30 protein-coding genes are annotated in these 24,090 nt (G+C 34.6%); 10 read left to right on the top strand and 20 right to left on the bottom strand.

The features are described from left to right. Positions 1-65 precede the first annotated feature (65 nt). From licT to NQZ71_RS23575, 5 genes are all read right to left on the bottom strand, one after another. Positions 66-905: a BglG family transcription antiterminator LicT gene (gene licT, locus NQZ71_RS23555; RefSeq protein WP_127738465.1), complete on the bottom strand. Its 840-nt coding sequence runs from the start codon at positions 903-905 to the stop codon at positions 66-68. Positions 906-1,177: 272 nt separating this feature from the next. Next, positions 1,178-1,624 carry a hypothetical protein gene (locus tag NQZ71_RS23560; protein WP_260055065.1) on the bottom strand — a complete coding sequence of 149 codons (447 nt, stop codon included), beginning with the start codon at positions 1,622-1,624 and terminating at the stop codon, positions 1,178-1,180. Between the two features lie 270 nt (positions 1,625-1,894). Next, complete coding sequence (locus tag NQZ71_RS23565) at positions 1,895-2,701, bottom strand: undecaprenyl-diphosphate phosphatase (protein WP_144457908.1); 807 nt, start codon at positions 2,699-2,701, stop codon at positions 1,895-1,897. A gap of 34 nt (positions 2,702-2,735) precedes the next feature. Further along, positions 2,736-3,662, bottom strand: coding sequence for an LCP family protein (locus tag NQZ71_RS23570; protein WP_275008575.1), 927 nt, complete (start codon positions 3,660-3,662; stop codon positions 2,736-2,738). Positions 3,663-3,780: 118 nt separating this feature from the next. After that, complete coding sequence (locus tag NQZ71_RS23575; RefSeq protein WP_275008576.1) at positions 3,781-4,458, bottom strand: zinc metallopeptidase; 678 nt, start codon at positions 4,456-4,458, stop codon at positions 3,781-3,783. A 190-nt stretch (positions 4,459-4,648) separates the two neighbouring features. On the opposite strand from NQZ71_RS23575, the gene NQZ71_RS23580 reads away from it, so the two are divergent. The 3 genes from NQZ71_RS23580 to NQZ71_RS23590 all read left to right on the top strand — a co-directional run bounded on the left by NQZ71_RS23580 (position 4,649) and on the right by NQZ71_RS23590 (position 6,204). Next, positions 4,649-5,287: a DUF1232 domain-containing protein gene (locus tag NQZ71_RS23580; RefSeq protein ID WP_144457912.1), complete on the top strand. Its 639-nt coding sequence runs from the start codon at positions 4,649-4,651 to the stop codon at positions 5,285-5,287. 436 nt (positions 5,288-5,723) lie between these two features. Next, the gene (locus tag NQZ71_RS23585; RefSeq protein ID WP_260055062.1) at positions 5,724-5,966 is read left to right on the top strand and encodes a hypothetical protein; all 243 of its coding nucleotides are present in this window, start codon (positions 5,724-5,726) and stop codon (positions 5,964-5,966) included. 76 nt (positions 5,967-6,042) lie between these two features. Then, positions 6,043-6,204, top strand: a complete 162-nt coding sequence (locus NQZ71_RS23590) for a hypothetical protein (protein ID WP_186304164.1) — start codon at positions 6,043-6,045, stop codon at positions 6,202-6,204. 66 nt (positions 6,205-6,270) lie between these two features. Here NQZ71_RS23590 and NQZ71_RS23595 read toward each other — a convergent pair whose 3' ends face one another. The 3 genes from NQZ71_RS23595 to NQZ71_RS23605 form a co-directional block, all read right to left on the bottom strand. Beyond that, positions 6,271-6,474, bottom strand: a complete 204-nt coding sequence (locus tag NQZ71_RS23595) for a zinc ribbon domain-containing protein (RefSeq protein WP_144457916.1) — start codon at positions 6,472-6,474, stop codon at positions 6,271-6,273. Between the two features lie 799 nt (positions 6,475-7,273). Continuing rightward, on the bottom strand, positions 7,274-7,669 hold the full coding sequence (locus NQZ71_RS23600; protein ID WP_144457918.1) for an Rrf2 family transcriptional regulator: 396 nt from the start codon (positions 7,667-7,669) through the stop codon (positions 7,274-7,276). A 239-nt stretch (positions 7,670-7,908) separates the two neighbouring features. Further along, the gene (locus tag NQZ71_RS23605; RefSeq protein ID WP_186304165.1) at positions 7,909-8,790 is read right to left on the bottom strand and encodes a LysR family transcriptional regulator; all 882 of its coding nucleotides are present in this window, start codon (positions 8,788-8,790) and stop codon (positions 7,909-7,911) included. Between the two features lie 115 nt (positions 8,791-8,905). Here NQZ71_RS23605 and NQZ71_RS23610 point away from each other — a divergent pair, with 115 nt between their 5' ends. From NQZ71_RS23610 to NQZ71_RS23625, 4 genes are all read left to right on the top strand, one after another. Continuing rightward, positions 8,906-9,355, top strand: coding sequence for a rhodanese-like domain-containing protein (locus NQZ71_RS23610; protein ID WP_317011863.1), 450 nt, complete (start codon positions 8,906-8,908; stop codon positions 9,353-9,355). 159 nt (positions 9,356-9,514) lie between these two features. Next, on the top strand, positions 9,515-10,060 hold the full coding sequence (locus NQZ71_RS23615; protein ID WP_275008579.1) for a TetR/AcrR family transcriptional regulator: 546 nt from the start codon (positions 9,515-9,517) through the stop codon (positions 10,058-10,060). 627 nt (positions 10,061-10,687) lie between these two features. After that, positions 10,688-11,542: a Cof-type HAD-IIB family hydrolase gene (locus NQZ71_RS23620; RefSeq protein ID WP_186304166.1), complete on the top strand. Its 855-nt coding sequence runs from the start codon at positions 10,688-10,690 to the stop codon at positions 11,540-11,542. A 19-nt stretch (positions 11,543-11,561) separates the two neighbouring features. Next, on the top strand, positions 11,562-12,782 hold the full coding sequence (locus NQZ71_RS23625) for a sugar efflux transporter (RefSeq protein ID WP_317011864.1): 1,221 nt from the start codon (positions 11,562-11,564) through the stop codon (positions 12,780-12,782). Between the two features lie 54 nt (positions 12,783-12,836). On the opposite strand, the gene NQZ71_RS23630 is transcribed toward NQZ71_RS23625, so the two are convergent. From NQZ71_RS23630 to modA, 4 genes are all read right to left on the bottom strand, one after another. Beyond that, positions 12,837-13,436 carry a histidine phosphatase family protein gene (locus tag NQZ71_RS23630; RefSeq protein ID WP_275008582.1) on the bottom strand — a complete coding sequence of 200 codons (600 nt, stop codon included), beginning with the start codon at positions 13,434-13,436 and terminating at the stop codon, positions 12,837-12,839. 238 nt (positions 13,437-13,674) lie between these two features. Then, entirely contained in the window at positions 13,675-13,887 is a 213-nt protein-coding gene (locus NQZ71_RS23635; protein ID WP_144457929.1) for a hypothetical protein, read from the bottom strand. A gap of 113 nt (positions 13,888-14,000) precedes the next feature. Continuing rightward, a complete protein-coding gene (gene modB, locus NQZ71_RS23640; protein ID WP_144457931.1) occupies positions 14,001-14,657 on the bottom strand; it encodes a molybdate ABC transporter permease subunit in 657 nt (218 codons plus the stop codon). 6 nt (positions 14,658-14,663) lie between these two features. Next, a complete protein-coding gene (gene modA / locus NQZ71_RS23645) occupies positions 14,664-15,476 on the bottom strand; it encodes a molybdate ABC transporter substrate-binding protein (protein ID WP_275008583.1) in 813 nt (270 codons plus the stop codon). A 157-nt stretch (positions 15,477-15,633) separates the two neighbouring features. Here modA and NQZ71_RS23650 point away from each other — a divergent pair, with 157 nt between their 5' ends. Together NQZ71_RS23650 and NQZ71_RS23655 are read left to right on the top strand one after the other, a co-directional pair. After that, the gene (locus NQZ71_RS23650) at positions 15,634-16,569 is read left to right on the top strand and encodes a substrate-binding domain-containing protein (RefSeq protein ID WP_317011865.1); all 936 of its coding nucleotides are present in this window, start codon (positions 15,634-15,636) and stop codon (positions 16,567-16,569) included. A 110-nt stretch (positions 16,570-16,679) separates the two neighbouring features. Beyond that, a complete protein-coding gene (locus NQZ71_RS23655; RefSeq protein ID WP_317011866.1) occupies positions 16,680-16,877 on the top strand; it encodes a hypothetical protein in 198 nt (65 codons plus the stop codon). Between the two features lie 22 nt (positions 16,878-16,899). Here NQZ71_RS23655 and NQZ71_RS23660 read toward each other — a convergent pair whose 3' ends face one another. The 3 genes from NQZ71_RS23660 to NQZ71_RS23670 all read right to left on the bottom strand — a co-directional run bounded on the left by NQZ71_RS23660 (position 16,900) and on the right by NQZ71_RS23670 (position 19,173). Beyond that, positions 16,900-17,160 (bottom strand): HPr family phosphocarrier protein, encoded by a 261-nt coding sequence (locus NQZ71_RS23660; protein ID WP_317011868.1) that lies wholly within the window; start codon positions 17,158-17,160, stop codon positions 16,900-16,902. A gap of 13 nt (positions 17,161-17,173) precedes the next feature. Beyond that, the gene (locus tag NQZ71_RS23665; RefSeq protein ID WP_275008587.1) at positions 17,174-18,346 is read right to left on the bottom strand and encodes an MFS transporter; all 1,173 of its coding nucleotides are present in this window, start codon (positions 18,344-18,346) and stop codon (positions 17,174-17,176) included. Between the two features lie 89 nt (positions 18,347-18,435). Then, a complete protein-coding gene (locus tag NQZ71_RS23670; protein WP_275008739.1) occupies positions 18,436-19,173 on the bottom strand; it encodes an SDR family oxidoreductase in 738 nt (245 codons plus the stop codon). 160 nt (positions 19,174-19,333) lie between these two features. Between NQZ71_RS23670 and NQZ71_RS23675 the strand changes: the two genes are divergently transcribed. Then, a complete protein-coding gene (locus NQZ71_RS23675) occupies positions 19,334-20,233 on the top strand; it encodes a LysR family transcriptional regulator (protein ID WP_144457940.1) in 900 nt (299 codons plus the stop codon). Positions 20,234-20,333: 100 nt separating this feature from the next. Here NQZ71_RS23675 and NQZ71_RS23680 read toward each other — a convergent pair whose 3' ends face one another. The 5 genes from NQZ71_RS23680 to NQZ71_RS23700 form a co-directional block, all read right to left on the bottom strand. After that, positions 20,334-20,942 carry an ABC-2 transporter permease gene (locus NQZ71_RS23680; RefSeq protein ID WP_275008588.1) on the bottom strand — a complete coding sequence of 203 codons (609 nt, stop codon included), beginning with the start codon at positions 20,940-20,942 and terminating at the stop codon, positions 20,334-20,336. Next, positions 20,935-21,804 (bottom strand): ABC transporter ATP-binding protein, encoded by an 870-nt coding sequence (locus tag NQZ71_RS23685; protein ID WP_275008589.1) that lies wholly within the window; start codon positions 21,802-21,804, stop codon positions 20,935-20,937. The genes NQZ71_RS23680 and NQZ71_RS23685 overlap by 8 nt, the downstream gene beginning before the upstream one ends. Further along, the gene (locus NQZ71_RS23690) at positions 21,804-22,181 is read right to left on the bottom strand and encodes a GntR family transcriptional regulator (RefSeq protein ID WP_144457946.1); all 378 of its coding nucleotides are present in this window, start codon (positions 22,179-22,181) and stop codon (positions 21,804-21,806) included. Before NQZ71_RS23690 ends, NQZ71_RS23685 begins: the two co-directional genes overlap by 1 nt. Positions 22,182-22,347: 166 nt before the next feature. Further along, on the bottom strand, positions 22,348-23,307 hold the full coding sequence (locus NQZ71_RS23695; protein ID WP_144457948.1) for an aldolase catalytic domain-containing protein: 960 nt from the start codon (positions 23,305-23,307) through the stop codon (positions 22,348-22,350). 280 nt (positions 23,308-23,587) lie between these two features. After that, positions 23,588-23,971: a hypothetical protein gene (locus NQZ71_RS23700; RefSeq protein ID WP_260055049.1), complete on the bottom strand. Its 384-nt coding sequence runs from the start codon at positions 23,969-23,971 to the stop codon at positions 23,588-23,590. Between the last annotated feature and the right edge of the window lie 119 nt (positions 23,972-24,090).

A 24,090-nucleotide genomic window follows, 5' to 3' on the forward strand; every position in this document is an offset into this window, starting at 1 on the left:
ACATGAGTTTCAAGTATAAATCCAAGTCTAGCCTCCCGCAGAGTAACAAGTTTGAATAATAATATTTAGTTTTTCCTTTCTAACAAGCGCTGAATATGAATGGTAAGATATGTAACCTCCATATCAGATACTTTATAGGAATACTGCAAATTAATATGCTTCTTCACTTTTTGAGCAATTTCAAATGCTGTAGCGTATCTTTCCTTTACTACTTCATATAAAAAGGGGTCATCTGAGCTTTCATTTACCTCTTGTGAAAACATCCTATTTGCGAAAAATTTCAAGTGAGTAATAAACCTAAAGCCACTTAATGATTCTTCATCTATAGTCATTTTCAACTGATAAGTTACAATATTAATAATCTCACTAATAAACTTAGTGATTTTTGCAACCGTGTTCATTCCGCTGTTTAGTTGAGCATTTACAAAGTGAAAGGCAATAAATCCAGCTTCATCATCACCAAGTTCTATGTTAAATCGTTCATTTATTAATTGTACTGCCTTTTTAGCAACCGAATACTCTTCTTTGTACAATTTTTTAATTTCCCAAAGCAAACCATTTTTAACATTTAGCCCAGTTTTTATCCGATTGACAGCTAAACTGATGTGATCAGGTAAAGAAATATAGATACTTTCACTAAGCTCTTTCTTTAATTCTCTTCGGGCTAAACTAATAATATCGTCCGCAATATTTATTTCCTCGACAGATACTTCTTGAAGCAGCTTTTTGAATTTAGCATATAAACCTTTGTCCTCTAAATAAAAACGTTTTTCAATTTTCTTATTATCTATCTCCTCTCCTTTTTTCTTACTAAATGCCAGGCCTTTTCCAATTAGGATGACTTCATCCCCTTGGGAATCAATACTTATGGCAATATTATTATTGATAATTTGGTTTATTACCATATTACTACCTCCAATGAAACGTAAAAAGGCAAAACTTCAACAAATAAAAGGACTTTAATCCCCTGCATTTGTTGAAGTCTTGCCTGCATAATCAGTAACAACCTTCAATTGAATTTATTTACTTGAGTCCATAATACAATATATTCTGATTTATGTAAACCTTTTCTTTTTGCGTTATTTTTAAATTTTTGCATGTAGTCAGCTTTTTATTGTCCAAAATCCTTATAACTAGGCAGTCCTGCTAGTTGTATTTAGAACGTAATAAACTCTTTTTAATGCTCGACTTTGCTTGATTGAGTATTAAAAAAGCTAAGTATAATGGTTAAACCTGCAATGATTCCAATGATATTCATGGAAAATATTTTTTGTAGCCCAAACGAAATTGGAGAACTTTCTACTATTCCTGGTAGATGTCCACTCAATGAAAGGCTTGCTAAGATCGGAAAAGCGACTGAAAGGATAAGTGACGGAATAGCTACACACCATAATAAAGAGAAATTTACTTTAATGGACCATTTTTTTACTAAAATAAGAGAAATATAAAGACCAAATATAATTGAAATGACCAGTTTAGTCCAAATAACAGGTAGTAAGCTATATGTTTCACTCGCAGATTGTTGAATTTGATTATCTAAATTAAAAGCTATAATGGCTAAAGCGATTAATCCAATAAACCAAATGAATTTTATTAAGTAGGGTACCCCATTAGTTTGTTTCACTTAAAATCCTCCTTTTATTTATCTACGTCTGAATGGTATGTATAGTTTCAAATAATTGTATGAAATGACATGTATGCAGGCAATTTCCCTAGGATAATAGGAATATGTTTCGTATAAAGAAGTTTTGTCCATCAAGCTTTTTCATCTGCTAGATGTTTATTCCTGCTTTCTAATTTGCTTGTTATTTTTTTAATATATAACGCAAATATTCATTTTCAACAAAAAAACAGCTGCCGAAAAGCAGCTGCTGTAAATAAGACAATTAGGAAATCAGAAAAAAATTAATAATAAAATTCCGACGATAAAACAATAGTATGTAAAATATACTAGCTTACCTTTTTTCATAATTCCCATAAACCATTTCATTGCAAGATAGCTCATTATTAGCGTTGCAATAAATGCTGATAAGTAAGGCAAGGCTAATTCCGCTTTATTTGGTTCCCCAATAAAGTCAGAGAATCCGAGGATAACTCCGCCAAGACTAACGGGAATATACAATAAAAAGGAAAATCGAAGTGCTGTTTCCTGTTTTATACCTACCGCAATACTTGAAATAATGGTTGCACCTGATCGGCTTATTCCTGGCGCTAAGGCAATTGCCTGCCCTAATCCCACAAGAAAGGCATCTTTAGCTGTAATATCTGCCTCTCCCTTGACTCCATTCCTATTTCGAATGAGCCACAAAGCAATTCCTGTGACAAACAGCATGATAGCAATTGTGGTCATGCTTACATTTGCAGCAATAAAATCACTTAATAACACTCCTAGGACACCTGCTGGAATCGTACCAATAATGATAAAGCAAACAAACCGAAAATCGTTTTTATATTTATTATCTTTTGTCTTTAAGTACTGAATCGTATTATATGCTAGTCTTAGAATATCTTTTCGATAGATAAAAAGGATTGCAAGCAAGGAAGCAGTATTCGTTAATATCGCAAATGTAAAGCCCTGTTCTCCCAAACCTAGAATTTGACTGGCTATCATAACATGTCCGCTCGAGGAAACAGGAATCGGCTCAGTAAATCCTTGTACTAATCCGATAATGATCATTTTAATGATTAAGATAATATCCATTTTCGTATTTTTATCTCCTTAAGTATTATTCGTTCTAATTAAAAAATGATTTAATAGCATCTTTATTTATGTCTAAATCTGTTTTTAAAACAGCACCTACATTCACTACCTCATTTTCATAAGAATCTTGAACAGGAATTCTTATACTCTCCAATCCTTCTGATCCATTCATTATTAGCCCTTTGCTCAATGACAATAATGATGGAGTATCTAAGTTTGTATCGATATAAGGGGTTGAGAGTCCAATAATTTTTGGCAAGTTATAAATAGTATGAGCTGATATTGCTTGTTCCTTCAGCTTTGACATTACTTCCTGCTGCCTTGCGACTCGACCAAAATCACTTAATCTATCATGGCGAAAGCGGACATATCCCAACAAATCTTGACCGTGCAGTACTTGATTACCTGGTTTTAAAACCGTTCCAATTCCATAAGACATTTCATACGGAATATCGACCTGTACCCCATCTGGAGCGATAATGTCTACTAACTTAGAAAAACCGGTAAAATCAACAATTGCATAGTAATTAACATCTAAATCGAAGTTTTCCTTCAATGTTTTTCTCACTAATTCGGGACCGCCAAATGCGAAAGCTGAGTTAATTTTTTGAAGCCCATGCTCTGGTACTTCAACATATGTATCTCTCATAATGGATGCTAGTTTTATATTGTTAGTAGTAGAATTATAATGGGCAACCATTAAAGTATCAGAACGCGCATGTTCTTCTCCTCTTGAATCACTGCCAATCAATAATATATTTATTTCTCCTAATTGAGGTTCTGCAGGCAGAAAATCATAATCCTTATGTCCTTTTAAATTTACATCCTTAGTGGACTCTAATACTCCGCTTCTAAATTGATAAACGCCAAACGCAACAATAACAATCATCAGCAAAACTACGGCAGATAGGAAATACCGTATTCCTTTGCGTTTCCTTTTTATTGAATTTCTTTTTTCCAAAATGCTTCACCTTCTAAAATTTCGAGTTATAATTTCATTTCAAAAAAACACAGCTTCCATTTTATATAATGCATACCACCGTAGATAAATCCTTCGTTCTACTATGATAAAGAATCCATTAATCTTCGTTTCTTTGCATTCCAGTATAAATAAGAATTAACCGGATCAGCTCTAACACTGCAACCGCAGCTGCTGCCACATATGTCAATGCTGCTGCGTTCAACACTTTTTTTGTTCGTCTTTCTTCTTCATTATTAATGATTCCAAGTGAAACCACCTCATCCATCGCTCGGTTGGATGCATTGAATTCGACAGGCAATGTAACAAACTGAAACAAAACAGCTGCTGCCATAAAGATAATTCCTAATAATAAGAAGTTCGTTAATCCTGCAACCATTCCTATCATGATTAAAATCCATGAAAAGTTACTCCCGATATTTGCAACAGGTACTAATGCATGCCTTATTCGTAAAAAGGAATAAGCCTGTTGGTCTTGGAGAGCATGCCCCACCTCATGTGCTGCAATTGCGGCAGCCGCTAAAGAATGCCCATGATAATTCTCACTAGATAATCTGACTACTTTCGCTTGGGGATCATAATGGTCAGAAAGAACTCCATGTGTTTCTTCAATATAAACATCGAATAATCCATTTGCGTCCAATATTTTTCTAGCTGCTTCTCTTCCTGTTAAGCTCGAAGACGAGTTTATTTTTGCATACTTTTTGTAGGTTCCTTTCACTCTCAATTGTGCCCATATTGGTACAATCAAAATGATGATAAAATAAACGAAAAACATTTCCCTTCTCCTCCTGCGTAAACTATGTAGATATAACCCTTAGATAAAACCTCTAATTAAATCGTAAACATTACGCTTTTCTTGTTATCTCTGTAATTAAATATTAAACTAGTATCAGCTTAGTATATCCGTTGACATTTTGTCAACAAAGGGGTATATTTCAATTGTGAAAAACGGAGGCTGAATATAAATGACGAGTAAGGATATAAGCGAAAATAAACTCGGACAACTTTTAAAGACCACATTAGAAAAACAGAATATTTCAATGAGCCGATTAAGCATAGAAACGAATATTGACAAAGCAACAATTTCAAGAATCATTAATGGAAAGCGAAGGGCAACACCACAACATCTGCAAGCAATTTCCGATTCCCTTAAGATTCCTGTCTATGAATTATTTACTGCAGCAGGCTATACAGAGAAATCCAGTCAAGCTGAAGATCATTTTGATCTGCACTCAAAAATAGATGTTATCCAAAATATGATTAATTTATATAGCGATGACTTTAAAGTGGAAAAAGTAGAAGACCAATTAAATGGCTATAAAAATCAGTTTGCATCACAAGTTGACCATAAGAATCTATTTAGTCAATTTAAGAAAAAAATTAAAAACTTGGGCGGTGAGGGTCCCTTTATAAAGCAGTTGGAGGATTTATATAACAGATTAAAGTATAAAAAAGGAACTCCAGCTCAACTTATATTAATTGGAAGCGGACTGTTGTATTTTGTTAGCACAATAGATGTTATTCCAGATTATTTAATTCCAGTTGGATATCTCGACGATGCTATAGCTATTAATATCATTCTGGATAAAATATCAAAATTATAATGAATTAGAATACATTCATTATGAACTGTTTAGATGATATCCCAATTGTGTACTATCCATACGTTCGGGATATTTTTATCGTGCAATATCGTATAGGAGTTTAAAATGCGAAATTATTTTATTAATTACATTCTGTTAGTAGGAGTCATACTTTGGATTTCATTCTTTGGCTGGATTAAGCTAATTAGACAAGGATTGTCCCATTATTTCGGATAAATGCAGAAGAAATGAAGTGCGATCGGTCGCTTGCTAGAGGATGATTTATTTGGTTTTAAAAGTTATAATATGTGTTACAAAAGAGATTATTATTCAGATTAGGGCGACCGTTGTAAAAAAAGAGATCGCCAGCATCAGCTTAAGGATGATATTCTATTTTACCAAGAGTATTAATTTCATCTTATAGATGACTTTTACAAAACGGAAGAGGTAAGTAAAAATGAAACAACAAAAATATATAACTTGGAAATTAATATTAAGATTAGGGACACTTGCATTAATTCTTTATTGGTATCGTGGAGAATACAACGCACACTTCAAGGAAATAACCATGTTTCATCAAATTTTATTATATATTTCCTATCTTGCCATCATACACTTGGCCTTAGAAATAATGAAGTGGAAGTTCTGGAATAATTGGTTTTATGAAGAAGTTGTGAAGAACAAAGGAATTCATGAGTGAAATGGAGAGTTTGGGCAACTTTCACCATATATAAATTCTGATTTAAGGGAGCTTAAAAATATAAGGGAGGAATTTCATGCTAAAAAAAGGCGATATTGTTTTATATCAAATGAAAGAGTATGAAATTCTTTATGTATATTCAAGTGGTTTTGCTGAGATAAAAGAGAAAAAAATAATAACTAACTTTTTCGAGGTGCAATTGGTTTCTTTATCGCAAATAAAAAGGAAACTAACCTGAAATCCTTGCTATGTTAATTTCCTCTGCAATTCACTAAACAACAGTCCCAGAAATCACCTTTACTTATTAACCGAAGAATAAATCAAGTATGTTTGATGTACCAGAGGTTTGTTTATTATAAAACTCAGAATAACCACATTTTTTACAATAAACAACGATAAACGTATTATGTTGTATATCAAACATTTTAGATAACCCTGTTCCCGTCATTGCAACTTCCTTTTTGTCAGCATCTTTGCTTCCACATTTTAGACAACCTTTATTTGTCATTATTAATCCCTCTCTAACGAGTTGATTTATTTATGTATTACGGAAGAAACTCGAAAAAGGTTTCAAGAGAAATTATCCTTTATTATTCTTTCGTTCTTTTCTATATCTCCTCTCTGCGAAGAATAAGATGACCCCTGCCAATATTGAACCAGCATAAACAATTCCATAAATTATTTTATTTTTCATTTACCTTTTCCTTTCGATATGCATCGTCCCATTCCAGATCAACTTATAATTATGTATAAATTAATTATAAAGAGCTTCTAAAAAGAAAAATATAGTACATTAGGTTATCCATTTTTTTCAATTAGGTAAATACTCTTATTAAATACTCTTTTCCTGTTACAGCTGACACTATTTCTGTCCTAAAAATTAGGATGTATTCTCTCTCATTCTGCACAAATATTTATGATAACTTACCTTCATAACGAGAAATATGACAATAATAGGTAAAAAGGTTTAAAATTTATTTGAATCCTGCTTATCAGCTATTTGAATAGAAACTAATGGCTAATAGGGTGCCTTTAAACACCCCAAATAGCACCATAGTTTTCTCATAACTCTTTGCAAGTTTTTTTAAAGTCAACAATCAATTGCCTATACCTTTCAAATACACTTGCCTACTCCTTTATTTATTTTATCTATTTTTTATATTATTAATTTCACCTTCTTAACTAGTACATTAAAGACTCATTATATCTTTAATTAACACAAACTCCTCTCTTCATAACAGATACAAATACGTTTGTCATACCTTTAATCTAAGGAGGAATGTATTTCAATAAAATTTTTCCAGATATTATGTTGACTGTTTGTGCGCAATGTCTACAATTTTAGTCTCTTTTAAATATTGCAGCATTTTTTGCTCTGCTTTTTTCATTTCCGCTTGAATTAGACATTCTTCTCCGTGGACAAAATCACATTCAAACATGGAAGAAGTACCTTCAATTGCATGAATTATATCTAAAAATGTTATTTCGTCTTTGTTTCGCGTCAATCGGTATCCTCCTTGAGCACCAGAAGCAGACTCAATAATACCGGCTTTTGCCAACTTTGTTAAGATTTTAGATAGGTATGTGGTCGAAACATCTTGAGATTTCGCAAGTTGTTGAACCCCAATTGGTTTAACGGAAGAAGCAGAAACGAGAGCAAGCGTTGTATGCAGAGCATAATTTGTAGCTTTCGAAAATTTCATTTTAACACCTCATAACAGACTTATTGACTCTATAATATCTCCGTTTAAATTTATATGTCAAGGATAACGCAAAACTAAAAAGCTCCCTTGGGGTAGTATGAAGTACGGTTTTATTTACTTGAGATAAAGAAATCTTGGGAAATATACGCCAAGGTGAGCTCTCAAAAATTAGGAATTCCCTTAACTTTAAGTGTCATTACTCTAATGATACTGCTTATAAAGCTTATATAATACTCTGTCTATACTGATTGATTTGCTTTACGTGAAAAAATATTTATTAAATATTGAAATACTGGTCCTTGCGAGCTGCTTTTGCGATAGAGTAATTGACTATAGAAATGGAACCCTTCATCCTGAAAAGGAATTCCAGCTACTTGATCATGCCCCTCTATACTGAATTCAGGCAAAAAGCCAATGCCCCATTTATTGTGCACAGCTTTCTTTATTGTCTCTATACTGCTTAACTCCATAGATAAAGTGAAATCAATATAATTTCTTTCTAATTGGTTCAATAAATAAGCTCTGTATGTACACCCTTCTTCTGTCAAAATGATGGTTTCATCCTTAAAATCAGCAAGCGTAAAAAATGTTTTTTTTGTGTATGTATGGTCAGGTGGCACAATTACTTTCATCTTTTGTTTTTTAATAGATATACTTTGGATTCTTTCAGAAATAAATGGTTTATCAATAATTAACCCAAAATCTAGTTCTTTATTATTAATTTTGTCTATTATCACTGCTTCTGTATCAGGAATGATTTGTACCATTACTTCTGGATATTTTTTCTTAAACTCTGCTAAAACATGAGGTAATTCGTAAATTGCTAACGATTCAATCGTACCAATTCTTATTGTTTTGACTTCTTGATTGTTTAATATTTGCTGTGATTCTTCATATAATGCCAGCATTTTCTCAGCATAACCATATAGAAGCTCGCCTGAAGGAGTTAGTTTCATCGCTCGTCCGTGTCTTTCTAACAGTCGCTTTCCTCCATACATAGTCTCAAGCTTTTGAATATGGGTTGTGATACTGGATTGTGCATAATCCAAAACATATGCAGCTTTGGTATAATTCCCGCTCTTCACAACTTGAACGAATGTTTTGAAATACAACAGTTCCACCTCTTTTTCCTCCTCCAACTATCGATATTATTGATAGTATATATCAAGAACTATCTGCGTTGTTAAACTTTTTCCACCCTATAATGGAGTAGAGAACAATAAGGGAGGAATCAACTTGAAAATAGAACCAAAATACTCGTTAACTTTAAATATCCAGCCTAGTGAAACAGAGGCCGCTTATAATCACTTTATGAAGAAATTATCCTTTGAAGCAGATGTTGCTGATTTACTTATCGACCTGAAAAAGGGGTATAAAGGCATTACAGTTATTGATGTTAGGGATGTGCTAGCCTATCAAGAATGTCATATCCCACAAGCAATATCGTTTCCAGGAAATACAATATCAGAAAAAACGGTTGAAAAATTATCTAAGGACCAAGTTTTTGTTGTCTATTGCTGGGGTCCAGCATGTAATGGTGCAACTAGAGCATGTGCCAAGCTTTCCAAATTAGGTTTTAAAGTAAAAGAACTAATTGGTGGACTTGAATACTGGAGAAAAGAAGGCGGAGAGGTAAGCGGTACTTTAGCCGAAAATGCGCCTATGTATTGGGCATATGAGCGGTAATCTGTAATATTTATAATCGATGGAAAGACATAGTAATAATGCAATTATTCGCACTTTAATGTAGTACCTCTAACCTTCGTACAAAATATACCTTGTTACAATAATAAACAGTCGTATATACTTGTATGTAGATTTTTATTACTTAGAGTGGTGATAATAGTGGCTAAAATAGATAGAAGAATTTTAAAATCGCAGGAAGCAATCAAAAATGCCCTTATTGAGCTTATGTCTGAGAAGAAGTTTGATGACATTACCATTCAAGATATTTCTGATAAGGCAAATGTGAGCAGAGGTACGATTTATCTTCACTACTTAGATAAATATGATTTACTGGAAAAGCTTATAGCAGAGCATATTAATAATATGCGAGAATTATGTGAGGCTACTTCAGAGTCAGAATACAGTGAAGCAAATTTACCTTGGTTTAAATACCTTGAAAGGAATTACCTTTTCATTTCAACTATGCTCAAAAGCAAAGGTGCTCCTTATTTCCGAAGCCAATTTCATGAGTTTTTAATAGAAGAATTCAAGGATGAGGTTGATATCACTAAAGAAAAAAATACCGAATTGCAAGAAGAGGTACTTCTTCAATTTATTGTTACGTCTTATGTTGGATTAGTGGAATGGTGGGTTGTAAAAGACATGCCAATCTCCCCGGAAGAAATGGCGTTACAAGTGGGGATTTTATTAGAAAGAAATTTGTAAATACGAAGTGCTTGTGACATAAGGATTTAAACAATGTTAAAACTGAACTATTCTATCGTTTATCGATTAATAGTTCAGTTTTTTTAACGTTTGAAACAATGGACCGGCTTTAACATCAGTGCGTTTCATTATGCGCTCGTCCTCGCGCTTTCCGCGGGGAGGAAGATGAGCCTCCTCTATATGCCTTAGTAGTCGAGTGGGCTCCGCTCCATTCCACTAAAATTTTCAATTATTGAATTAAACAATAATAAACCACCGCATAGTTAAGAAATATTTAATGATTCTTGTTTAGATAGGCTATTTTGTTTTGTCCATCCTCTTTCGCGTTACATATAAATTTGGGGTTTTTTCGTTTATTGTTAGTTTCGACCGATTTGTTTATTAATGGACAGATCGACGTGAATTGTTCATTAACCTGTATTGACTATAATGCGTAAAAAAAGAATAATAAAATTGTTCCCATTTAAATGTAAGACCATTATTAAACCTTTACTTGATAACGCTTTCTTTTTTGATGCTGATTTCTAATAATCCATAAAACGGGCTGCTTAACGGAAATATCCAATTATAAACTCATTATTAAAAAGTATGAAACTAATACACAAAACAAGTAAGGGGAGAAAATCTATGAAGCTTATAGCACTAGACTTGGACGGTACTACTTTAAATTCCAAAAAGGTAATTACCACAGAGACAATTCAAGCAATCCTTAAAGCTCAAGAACAAGGGCATATTGTGATGGCATTAACAGGCAGATCGGCAACGCCGGTGATTGCAGAGCTCGCAAAATATGATTTGGATTTACATGTCGGCGGAAACAACGGAACAGAAATATACGCTAATGGGCAATTAATAGAGTTAACTTCACTACCTCTGCTTCAATGCCAAAAGATTGTGTTAGAACTAGAAAAAGAAGTAATGCCATATAAAATATGTACAAATATTAGTACATTTGCACATAAAGATTGGCTAGACCGCTTTGAAAAGGTGGTAGCATCCGGACTTGTCCCAAGTGACTATTACGACCACAAAGATTATAAAATGTTTACGACACCTCCACATGTGTATGGCCAGCCATTCTTTAATCAACCAGAAGAATTACTAAATATTGAATCTTCTGTCATAAAGTTTCTAATTTTAGGTCTTGACCCAATCCAAAAAAACCGGGTTAAAGCACTTTTAGAAACAATTGAAGACACTTATGTTACCTCCTCTTCTCCATTTAATCTTGAAGTTACACACGTTAATGGACATAAAGGGAATGGATTAAAGGCAATGGCCCGTTTTTTTAATATTCCGATCGAGGATACAGTAGCTATTGGGGATGAAATTAATGATATTCCAATGTTTCATGCAGCTGGTTTGTCTATTGCAATGGGGAATGCGGAGGATGAAGTAAAAAAACATAGTGACGTAGTAACACTATCAAACGATGAAAATGGGGTAGCTTACGCTTTTGAAAATTATATTTTAACGGATTAATTGAAGGTGGCGAAAAGGATTGCTAATACGCATAAAGAATTTGTTCACAATTAAAGGCTATAGCCTTTTCATTGTTTGTATGCTTCTCGTCGGCACAGGTATCTCTATAACAATGCCCTACTTATCCTTGTATTCAACCGAGGAATTGGGAATGAGCGCAGGATCATTTGGGATATTCATGGCTGTTAGCTCACTTAGTGGGGTATTCATTAATTCCTTTATCGCCAAGCGGTCAGACAACGGGATTAACAGAAAATTAATCATAGTAATAGCAATGCTCTCTTCTGCTATTGGATACGTATCCTACTTACTATTTCACCACTATTTTATTCTGCTAATTGTAGTTACACTATTTAACGGCTTAGGGGCTGCTGCTATGCCTCAAATCTTCGCATTCGCACAGGAATCGGCTAATGCTAGTAAAAGTGATGATAAAACATTTGCACTGTCTACATTACGCTCCCTTGTTTCACTTGGTTTCCTTATTGGGCCGTTGGGAGGTACTTTGATTTTAGGAATAGCTGGCTATAATGGACTGTTTGTTGGTACTTCCGCCATTTTCCTGATTATTGCAGCACTCGTAGTCTTTTTTCTCCGTAATCAAACTACCACAATTCCTAATAAAAAGAAGAATAAATCACAAACTTCAGTTTCTATTATTAATAACAGGCAAATAAGATACCCCTTTTTCGCCTTTATTCTTCTCTTTGCTGTTAATGCTATTAATGCAATAAACACACCACTTTTTATTGTTAATGAACTGCATGGCAGCCATGCTATTGTGGGAATTGTCGTCAGTGTTTGTGCAGGCTTAGAAATTCCAATAATGATTGCACTTGGTTCCTTAAGCAGAAAAATAACCAATCATTCTTTAATGATGATCAGCTGTTTTATTGCCGGTCTTTATTTTATTATTCTAACAGCCTCCACAGCTTCTTGGGTGCTTATAGCAGCACAGTTACTTCAAGCTGTTTTCGTTGCAATAGTTATGGGAAATGGGCTTAGTTATTTCACCGACTTGCTTCCTAATTCACCTGGAATGTCGGCAACTATCTACTCAAACGGCTCTACTATCGGAAGATTAGTAGGCAATCTTGGTGGCGGTCTTTTTGCCACATTGATAGGCTATCGGTTTGTAAACATAGTTTGTCTGCTACTAGTCCTGCTTTCCTTCTTTATCCTATGGAGAGTTAAGGCTGATCGAAGGATAGATAATACATTAGAGAATGCTCATAATTAAAGCTTTCAAAAAGACACCCTATCATGAATCAGGGTGTCTCCATTTCATTTTATTTTAAGAAACAACAGGAAATTCCTCTTTAATATCACTTACATTAGGGTTTATTATTTCAACAAGGGTGAATTGATTATTTTCATATTCAAATTTTAGAATGCAGCAATTTCCGATTTTTACTTGTTGGTTTATATTGCTGGTATATTCCCAATATCTCATGAAATTTCGGCAAGCTCCACTATGTGACACAGCTAGAACAATCGCATTATCTTCGTCCATTATTTTTTGACAGGTCGTAACCATTCTTTGTTGAACTTCCTTCTGATCCTCTCCGCCATACTTCACAAAAAAATCATTGTAGGGCAAGGGTGGATTTAGATCCTCACTTTCTCCTTCAAAGGTACCAAAGCTGAATTCCTTCAATCCTTTTAATCTTGTATACGGCATACTAGTTATAAGCTCAAGTGTGTCACAGGCTCTTTCAGCAGTGGAACAATAGGCATGGTCGAATACAATATTGCTCTCTTTAAAGTATTCTGCAGCAGCCTTTGCCTGATTTATACCTAATGGTGTGAGCGGTGAGTCACACCAGCCTTGGATCTTCCGTCTTTGATTAAATAATGTTTGTCCGTGTCTCATTAGATATAGCGTCTTTTTCATTTAGTTCCTCCCCCACTTTTTAAAAAATCTGATTTGTATATTCTCTATGTAAATTATCCAACAAAATAAAAGAAAACGCTACCATGTTTTCATATGTTTGCCTAGTGAATTAGATTAACAAATTTGTGCGATATTAAATATCTATTTACTTATAAAACAAAAAATGACCTATTTATAAATGAAAACTGGCTAATTTGCACTTAAGGAAAAAAGCCAGCAGCGATTAGCAGCTGGATGATCATTTTCTAAATGTTGCTGGTACACTCGGCCCAACATATGGAAAGTATATTTGTTCTCCTGGAGGTCTTGGTGAAATCATAAATTGATAGCCGCCAATATTATAATGATATGGCGCACTTCCCAGCAGTTGTTGGTTCCACGCTCCATATGCTGGATTAGGAAAGTTTTGATAAAGTGTTCCATTAAGCCCTGTTATGATACTAGGATGCAAAATAATCCCCCCTTCTAATTGTTATTTTATGCGGGAAGATGCAAGCCTGCTTTAGGTCAAACGCATATGGACATACAAAAAAAACCTCCAAGAAAATTGGAGGTTTTGAGCTTTTAAGTCCTAATAAAATGCACAAATATTAACATCAGGAAAGAGATAGCTATTATACTTGATACCCATAACCAAGCCATTTCCATGTTCCCCGAATCAATTGCAACATAAATGGCAGTCGGAATGGTTTGTGTTTTCCCAGGTATATTCCCTGCAAACATTAACGTTGCCCCGAACTCTCCTAATGCTCTTGCAAAGCTTAAAATCGCTCCAGAAACAATTGTTTTAATGGCAAGCGGAATAGATATAAACATAAATAAATGGTATTCACTTGCTCCATCTACGCGAGCAGCATTCTCAATATCTTCATCAACTGCTTCAAACCCTGTTCTGGCAGATTGATACATTAGTGGAAACGCAACGATAGTAGAAGCAATTAACGCAGCCCACCAGGTAAACATTATTGGCTGCTTGAAAAACCACTCAATAAATTGACCTACTGGACTATTTCGTCCGAAAATGATAATTAACAAAAAACCTACAACGGTGGGTGGCAAAACTAACGGTAAAAGGAAAATCGTATCAATTATAATTTTGCCTTTGAACTTCCTGACTGCCATTAGTCTTCCTAAAAACACACCTAAAATAATTACTATTATCGTGGAAACAGCTGCAATTTCAATCGATAATTGAACGGGTGTCCAAAAATTAGTTGCCATTTAGAATTAATTTAAACCCTTGAATCCATATTCTTCTAAAACTTTCATAGCGGCATCACTCTTTATATACTCGTAAAATAGTTCAGCCGCTTTATAATGAGAGCTATTTTTAATAACCCCTACTGGATAAATAATCGCATCATGTGTCTTTTCCTCTGCAGCAGCAGCTATTTCAACTTTATCAGAAGTTAATGCATCTGTTTTATATACAATACCTGCATCCACATTATTCGTTTCAACATATGTAAGTGTTTGCCTTACGTCTTTTGCAAATACGACTTTCCCTTCAACCTCACTCCACAGACCAAGACTTTCTAATGAATCCTTACCATATTGTCCTGCAGGAACAGATTCTGGAGTACCAAGGGCTATCTTATCGGCTTTAGTTAAATCCTCAAACGTATTTATTCCTGTATCTGCGCCTTTAGGTGTTACAAGCACAAGCTCATTACCTACAAGATCTGTACCATCCTTTTCATCAATAATGCCATCGTCCACTAGCTTTTGAAATTTATCCTCTGCTGCAGAAAAGAAGATATCTGCAGGCGCTCCTTGCGAAATCTGTTGTTGCAGTGCCCCAGATCCTCCAAAGTTAAAGCTAAGTTTAATATTTTCATGTTCCTTCTCAAAGCTCTTTTGGATATCAGTCAAAGCATCTTGTAAACTAGCAGCAGCTGAGATTGTTAGTTCAACATTCTCCTGCGTTGATTTTTGCTTATCTTGTTCTTCTGTTGCTCCCGATTGCTCATTAGTAGCGCAACCAGTAATGAGGATTAATACCATAAACATTGAAAATAAAGAAAGCCATAGTTTTTTCATATTCTTTCTCCTTTTTATAATTGGTTATAACTAATTATAACTAATTATAATCAATATAAAAGGTCGAAATCTGTAAAAAGGTGGCAATTGTGTGAATTTTTAATAAATCCTCCTTTTCTTAAGCTATTACGTTAAAATACAAGGTGGAGGGATGCATATGTCAAAAGAGTTTTCCTATACAATTGAAGAAGTATCTCAACTATTAAAGGTATCGAAATTAACTTTGTATGACATTGTTAAAAAAGGAGAAATTCCTGTATTCCGTGTTGGCAGACAAATGAGAATCGACGCAGATGATTTATATGCTTACATAAAAAATCAAAAATCAAACCAAATGATCCCTGTAAAAGCAACTGATCTTGAGTCTCCCAGAAACGAAATAAAGAACCCTAATACAATTGTTATTAGTGGACAGGATATGGTCCTTGACATACTCGGTAAATATATGGAGAAAGATTCTACCTATCAAGCATTACGCTCTTATACAGGGAGTTTAAATAGCCTTATAGCTATGTATCATGGCAAAAATGATATTGTTAGTTTACATATGTATGATGGCGATACAGGAGAGTATAATGTTCCCTATTTACAAAAAATTTTAGTTGGACAGCCTTATATATTACTCAATCTCTTATCAAGGAGAGCAGGCTTGTATGTGAGGAAGGGAAATCCTTTAAAGCTTTCCACATGGTCTGATTTAAAGGATAAAGGAGTAAAGCTTGTTAACAGAGAAAAAGGATCTGGAGCCCGCATTCTCCTTGATGAACAACTCAGAATAAATAATATATCCTCTAGTGATATTACAGGCTACCAGCATGAAGAATCGAACCATTATAGTGTCGCATCTGCTGTTTCAAGCGGGATTGCAGACACAGGGGTGGGGATTGAAAAAGCGGCAAGAATGGTTGGCATTGATTTTGTCCCATTAATAACAGAAAGCTATGATTTAGTAATGCTAAAAACTCCGGAAAATGAGCCACTCATTAATAAGGTAAAGAATATATTATCCTCTGCGCAATTTCAGGCAGAAATTCATTCCTTAGGAGATTATGATATATCTAAAACCGGAACTATTATTCATGAAACCTTTTAATAATCTCTCAAAAAAACAAACCATTAAATAAAAAAAAGTTACCACCTGGTAACTGAAAATAAAGCTGCCGATATGAATATCATAAGCTGCTGACTATAGGTGAGCAGCTTTTGGATCAGATGAAAATTCTTCAATGGAAAGGAAATCAGATTGTACAGATTGGTCCTTTCCTTGAGGTCTGCAAGCAAATAATCCAGCTGAAGTCAGAGCATTCTCAGGGGTGTCCAATTGAGCTATACGTATTTGCATTGCAGCCATTCATTCCCATCCCAAGAAAAATCAACAAAGCTATTTTGTGCAATTCTTGAAATGCGAAAAAGGTATAAGTTATTACTTGTTTAACAGAAAATTCTTTAGTGTGTCCATACTGATCTTTTCATCAACACCATTAACATATAAAGTGACTTCATCGCCATTATTCACATTTAAGTCCATAACCTTCATAATTTCTTTTCCGTTTGAAGAATCATTTCTTTTTGTAAGAGTAACATCACTGCTAAAGGAACGCGCTTTATAGACAAAAGTCGTTGTATTTCTTGCTTGAAGTCCACGAGGCAATTGAACTGTTATCTTTGTTACCAACAAGTACACTCCCTCCTCAATGTTAACTGGCAAGTGGTTTTGTTTGAGATTGCTTCGAGTAGTTTCTTACGATAATAGATATTAAACCTAATATTAAGGATAATATTCCAACAAATATGACATATTCTGTTCCGATGCCAGAAATGAATAATCCCCCTGCAGCAGTACCAATTGTTGTTCCTACGTTACAGGATGATATAAATAAACCATTGGCAAAGTCAGGAGCTTCAGGAGCAGAAGACATTATCCAATATTGATTGATATTGCCACCTATTCCAGCTAAAATTCCCCAAACTAACGTAATAACAGCGACAGGAATCGAAAACTGTCCAAACAGAAATAAGGCTATATAAACTGCTACCAATGCGAAGGGAAAAATCATGACGGATTTCGCGGCATTATTTGTAAGCAGCTTCCCTGCGACAATATTGCCAATAATATTAGCTCCTCCAAATACGACTAACATGATGGTGATACTATTGGAAGACATAGCTGTTACACTTTTCAAATATTCAGCTAAGTAACTGTACACTCCAAAAACTGCTGAATTAAGGAAAATAACGGCAACAATCGATTGCCATGTAATAAGTTTTTTTAACACAGATAATTGACTGCCGTATGAAAGCTTCTCTTTAACAGGCATGGAAGGTATATATATCATCGTAGCAATGAATGCGATTATATTTATAAGAGCAAAGAAGGCCATTGCCATTTGTAACGAAGCTGTATTGGCAAGGAAGCTGGCAATTGGCACACCGACAACCATGCCTGCTGAAACACCTATAAACACCTTTGAAACAGCCTTTGGTGCTTCTGCTTTGCTGACAGAGGCAGCAGCAACTGAAAAAGCTAATGAACAATAGATTGGATGAAAAAAAGCTGGTACAATCCGAGCAAGTAACGCCACTGTAAAGTTAGTAGTAAATATAGAAACAACGCTTCCTAACACGAAAATCCCTAGAACAAGCAGCATTACCTTCTTCCGGTCCATACCCGCAAAAAATAACGGCATTGTCGGACCAGAAACAGCAATCACGAGTGCAAAAAGACTAACTAACAACCCTGCTTTTGATATACTAACACCAAAATGTTCTGCCAGAGATGGCAGTATGCCAATAACACCCATTTCCGTATTAATAATGCCAAACACACCGATCGTTAATATAAATATAAGTAGCCTGTTTTGTTTAACCAAGAATATTCACCTCTTTTGAAAAATAAAAAACTGCCACAAATTTTATTAGTACCTTTTGCAGCAGATTTTTTGTTTACTGACAGTATCTATTAATCTTCTTGTTTTGTTGGACGAATAATAACTTCACTCACTGCGACAGTTTCAGGAGTACTAATTGCATATGCAACCGCTTCGGCAACATCGCTTGCTTGCAGGCCGTTTGTACGCTGAAGATTCTCCACCCAATTTCGTCTTTCTATATCATTAATTGTTGTGTGAAGCTCCGTATCTACCGTTCCTGGAGAGATTAACGTACTGCGGATATTGTTATGACGTTCCTCTTGGCGCAAGCCTTCCATGATGGCACGAACAGCAAACTTAGTTCCACAATAAACAGCACCTTGCTGAAAAACAACATGTCCAGCGACAGAATCCGTCGTCACAATTTGTCCAGATTGTTGTTTTTGCATGATAGGTAATACTGCAGCAATCCCATTTAACACGCCCATAATATTGACATCTAACAGTTGACGCCATTCAGCAAAGCGTTTTTCAAAAAGAGATGCTGTCGGCATAATACCAGCATTGTTAAACAGCACGTCTACACGGCCATGTTTTTCAACCGCAAGGTCTACCACTGCTTGCACTTCTTCTTCTTTCGTCACATCTGCAACTGCATATGAAATTTCAGCATTAGGTATTGCTTCAACAATTGCCTTTAAACGGTCTTCTCGACGAGCTGCAATCACTAATTTAGCTCCTGCTTCTGCCAGTTTTTTAGTGGTCGCTTCCCCTATCCCGCTTGACGCTCCCATGATTACAACAACTTTGTCTTGCATAGAATACATATTAGATAACATTCCTTTCTTCTCATAGACTTTTATTCTGTTGTTCTTCATTTTAGCGACAGAATGTCTTCATAACAAATACCTATATCAAATAACAAGATATGCTTGATAAGCATTTCAGTTATATATATACTAAAACAATTAACAGGAGGTGTAATACATGGAGTTAAGAGTATTACGGTACTTTCTTGCAGTTGCCAGGGAAGGAAGTATAACCGCAGCGGCTGACTTGCTGCATGTTACTCAGCCAACCTTATCCAGACAATTAAAGGATTTGGAGCAAGAGTTAGGAAAAAAACTGTTTATTCGCAGCAGTCACAGCATCATTTTGACAGATGAAGGTTTGATATTAAGACAAAGAGCTGAAGAAATTGTTAATATGGTTAGTAAATTAGAGGCAGAATTTAACTCTATGGAAGATACCGTTAGCGGGGATGTTTACATAGGTGGCGGCGAAACAGAGGCTATGAAGCAAATTGCAAGAGTAGTTAAGGATTTACAGTTAAAATACCCTAATATTCGCTATCATCTTTACAGCGGCAATGAAGAAGATGTAACAGATCGACTTGATAAGGGCTTACTTGACTTTGGTATTTTAATTCAACCCGCCGATTTGTCCAAATATAACTATATCAATATCCCTGATAAAGATGTTTGGGGAGTTATCATGAGAAAAGACAGTCCACTTGCAGTTAAAGCTACGATTCAATCTTCTGACTTACTAAATGTTCCGTTAATCTGTTCACGCCAAGCCATCCAACAATCTTACTCAAAAAATGAATTTGCAGATTGGTTTGGAGAGGATTTTGAAAAATTAAATGTGGTAACAACATACAATCTTGCCTATAATGCTGCCATAATGGTTGAAGAAGGCATTGGTTATGCAATAACCCTTGATAAGATTGTGAATACTTCCAGTGACAGCAGTCTTTGCTTTAGACCACTTAATCCAAAACTAGAATCAGGATTAAATATTGTTTGGAAAAAGCACCATGTTTTTTCCACTGCTGCTTCTGTATTTTTACAAGACATTCAAACTAAATTTTCAAGTTTGTCATAAGGAATTATTTGTTTTGTAATTCTCACGATCATAAAAAACATAGATGGCTGAGCTGTTGACCTCAACTATCTATGTTTTTTTCCAACAAAGCAAATAATTCTTAGAGTACTTTATTCTTAAAGATACGAATAGACAATAACCAGGAACAAGCAAACAAAATAAGGATGGAGCCCGAAGTTATCAGATAAAAAGACAGAGTTTGCAAGGATAGCAGCTTCTCTACAAAATTCATGATAACTTCGTTCAGATTGTGAAATATCATATTAATTATTACCATATAAATAACAAATAACACAATGGAGGCTATCAGCAAATATTGACTTTTAAACTGATAAGAAAAAGGAAGAATAAAAGAAGCAACAATCATCACTAAACTAATGATAAGCATTATTTCTTTCCAAGCCATTAGCTCCTGGTTAAGAATTAAATTCCCAATAAATAGACCGGAAATAACAATGAATGTAAACACTAATACGCCAATATATTTAGAACTTACCATTTCTTTTCTGGTGTATGGCAGTGAATTTAGCAGTGTATTAATGGAGGACTTTTCATCCATGGAAAATGCATTCATAATGATTACAATACTAAATACAAACCCTATCCAAACATATCCGATATTAAGAGACAAATACACTAATTGAATTGGTAACAGTATCCACAATGTTTTCTTCTGCATTACTATATCTTTTCGAATTAGATTATACATCTGTCACAGTTCCTTTCTTTGTATAAAACATAATGTCTTCTAAAGTCGGTTTTTCCATAACAACTAATGACCCAAAAACCTCTTCTACTCTCCCTTTATTGCTAGTTAATGCCTCAAAGCCATGAGGAGACGTTTTAATAGAAATAAATTCTTGCTTCGTATCTGGATCTAATAAATCCAGCCCACCCTTTACTAGGGCATACTCCTCTTCTATTTGATAAGATTTCTTTGTGAAAATATGTTCGCCATTGTGAAGGAATGTGATATAATCTGCGATTCGGTCTAAATCTGTTGTAATATGCGTGGAAAAAAAGATTGATTTCTGCCCATCTTCCATTATTTCATGAAGGATTTCCAACAGCTCTCTGCGAAAGATTGGATCTAATCCTGATGTCGGTTCATCCATAATAATTAACTCTGCTTGATGTGATAAAGCGATTGCTATGGAAGTCTTCATCATCATGCCTTTAGAGAATGTTTTTAGCTTTTTCTTTAACGGTAGTTCAAACTTCTCAACATATGCTTGAAATATACCGTCATCCCAATAATGATAAGATCGACTTATTATTCCGACCATCTCTTTAAGTGATAGATGCTCATAAAATACATTACTATCGAACACAAAACCAACTCGCTGTTTGATTTCTTTTTCATTTCCCTTGTAATTTAACCCGAAAATAGATATATCACCGCTATCTGGCTGCAATAAATTCATAATTAACTTAATTGTTGTTGACTTCCCTACACCGTTTCCGCCAATAAGCCCTGTAATATATCCCTTTTTCACATTCATTGTAAGGTTTTTCAGCTGAAAATCACCAAATGATTTGTTGACGTTTTGTAATTCAATAACATTCTCCACTAAATTTCCTCCTTGTATAAGAATGTAAGCAGCTCCTTCAATTCTGTCAGTGAAACACCAATTTCTTTACTGTTATGGATTGCTGCTATTAATTGCTCCTCAATTACCTTCATTTTTCTTTCTTTAATCATTTCATTATTTTGCTCTTGAACAAATGAGCCTTTCCCAACAACTGAATAGATGAACCCGTTTTTCTCAAGCTCTTCATAAGCACGTTTCGTTGTTATTACACTTATGTCCAACTCCTTAGCTAATTGGCGCATGCTTGGGAGCGGACTTCCTTCCGGTAATTCAGCTGAAAGGATATGCTTCTTTATTTGTGCATAAATTTGTTCATATATAGGTTCTTTTGATTTGTTTGAAATAATTATTTGCATGCAAAAACCTCTTTTACAATATTGTATATATAACTTATATACAATATATACAAAATACTAACTATATACAATAGTTTTTTTAGAAATTTTTACTTTTTTTCGCAAGCATAAAAAAAACCAGGAGCCGCTTTCCGGTCCCTGGTTTTAAACAAGTTAAATTTTCCTATTATTTTGAAGCCGGTGCTAGCGAAGACTCTGGTGTAGTTACCTTATCATAGAAATCTACAAATTTATCTCTGTCTTCACTGTCACGGTATGCCATTGCTACACGTGGATGCTCATTAAGCACACCAGAAATCATGTAAGGAATAATATAGCCCCATTCCCACTTTTGTCTCATTTCTACCATATGCTTTTCAATAACTCCAAGAACTGGCTTAAGCTCATAGCTTGGTTTTTGGATATAGCCAACTAAAAGCTCTGTATTACAGTTTCCTGCAGCACGGCCCATTCCATATACAGATGAATCAAGGAATGTAACTCCGTGTTGATATGCAGTTAATGTATTGGCAAATGCCAGCTGCATATTGTTGTGAGTATGTATTCCCAGCTTTTTATTTGGTAGCATTGCTTTAAATTTATTAACTTGATGCTCAATATCAGAAGGATCTAAGCTTCCAAAGGAGTCCACAATATAAACAACATCCACTGGGCTTGCTTTCACCATATCAAATGCTTTAATAAGCTGTTTCTCAGGTACACTGGATAATGCCATAATATTAAGTGATGTTTCGTAGCCTAAATCATGGAACAGCTTAACAAGTTCTAAGCCTTTATCTACTTCACGAATATAACAAGCTACCCGGATCATATCCAGCACACTTTGCTCACGAGGCAGGACATCATTTGGGTCTACTCGTCCAATGTCGACTAATGCAGAAAGCTTTGTGAACTTCTTCTCCGGTATAATTTCTTTCAAGAAGTTATCATCAAGAAATCTCCATGGGTTAGGCTCAGACACATTTAAAAGCTTTGCAGAATTTTTATAACCAATCTCCATATACTCAACGCCAGCTTCACTTAAACCATTATATAAGTCCTGAACAAATTCTACACTGAAGTCCCAATTGTTGACTAAACCTCCATCACGGATGGTACAGTCGATAATTTTACTATGATGTTCCATAATTCTACCTCTCTCCACTAATTCTTTTGGGTCATAATATAATACGTTATCTATGCTTATATCATGTTTATTGCAAGGGAGTCAACCTTATCATCCAAATCCATAAACTTTCTATACAATTAACAACGTAATAATGTTCTTAATGTAAATTGGCTATGATTTATAAAAAATATCTGAAGGATATTTTGATACTAGGAATTAACTTACAACTAACCATACATCAACCCTCTAGATAGTGCTAGAGAAAAACGAAAAAAAAGAAGCCCTTATTAAATGTCTTCTACGAAAAAGATATATATAAACAGCAGAAAAAAAGAATAATGGATAATGGTGACATAACGATCCTTTCTTTTTTACTTTTAGAAATTAAGTTTGTTAATGTATTTAAACCAAGGAATATGGTCATAACCCATACTAGTATGTTTGTAGGTAAAAAATGAAAACCATTAAATACTTCAGCATGAAGTAGAAAAACAAAGCCCATAAATAAAAGAATAATGGCATTTATGAAGCTCACAATGCGTAACTTTTTAGGTAAAACCTTGTAAAATCCCCCCATTGCATACTCACCGTAAGGATATCCAAGTGAAAGTAATACTTGAAATACTGCTATTAACACAAACATAATCGCAACTAGAATGGAAGCTATGTGGACAATTTCCATACATTTATTACCCCCTGTTTACTGTAAATTTCTAAGTTAGTTCGAAATAGAATACGTTTGACCAGTCTTCATTATTCCTGTTAACAGCTATACTTGCTTATGTAAGGATAAAAATTTTT

The sequence above is a fragment of the Niallia taxi genome (genome assembly GCF_032818155.1).
GTDB classification, from domain to species: domain Bacteria; phylum Bacillota; class Bacilli; order Bacillales; family Cytobacillaceae; genus Niallia; species Niallia taxi_A.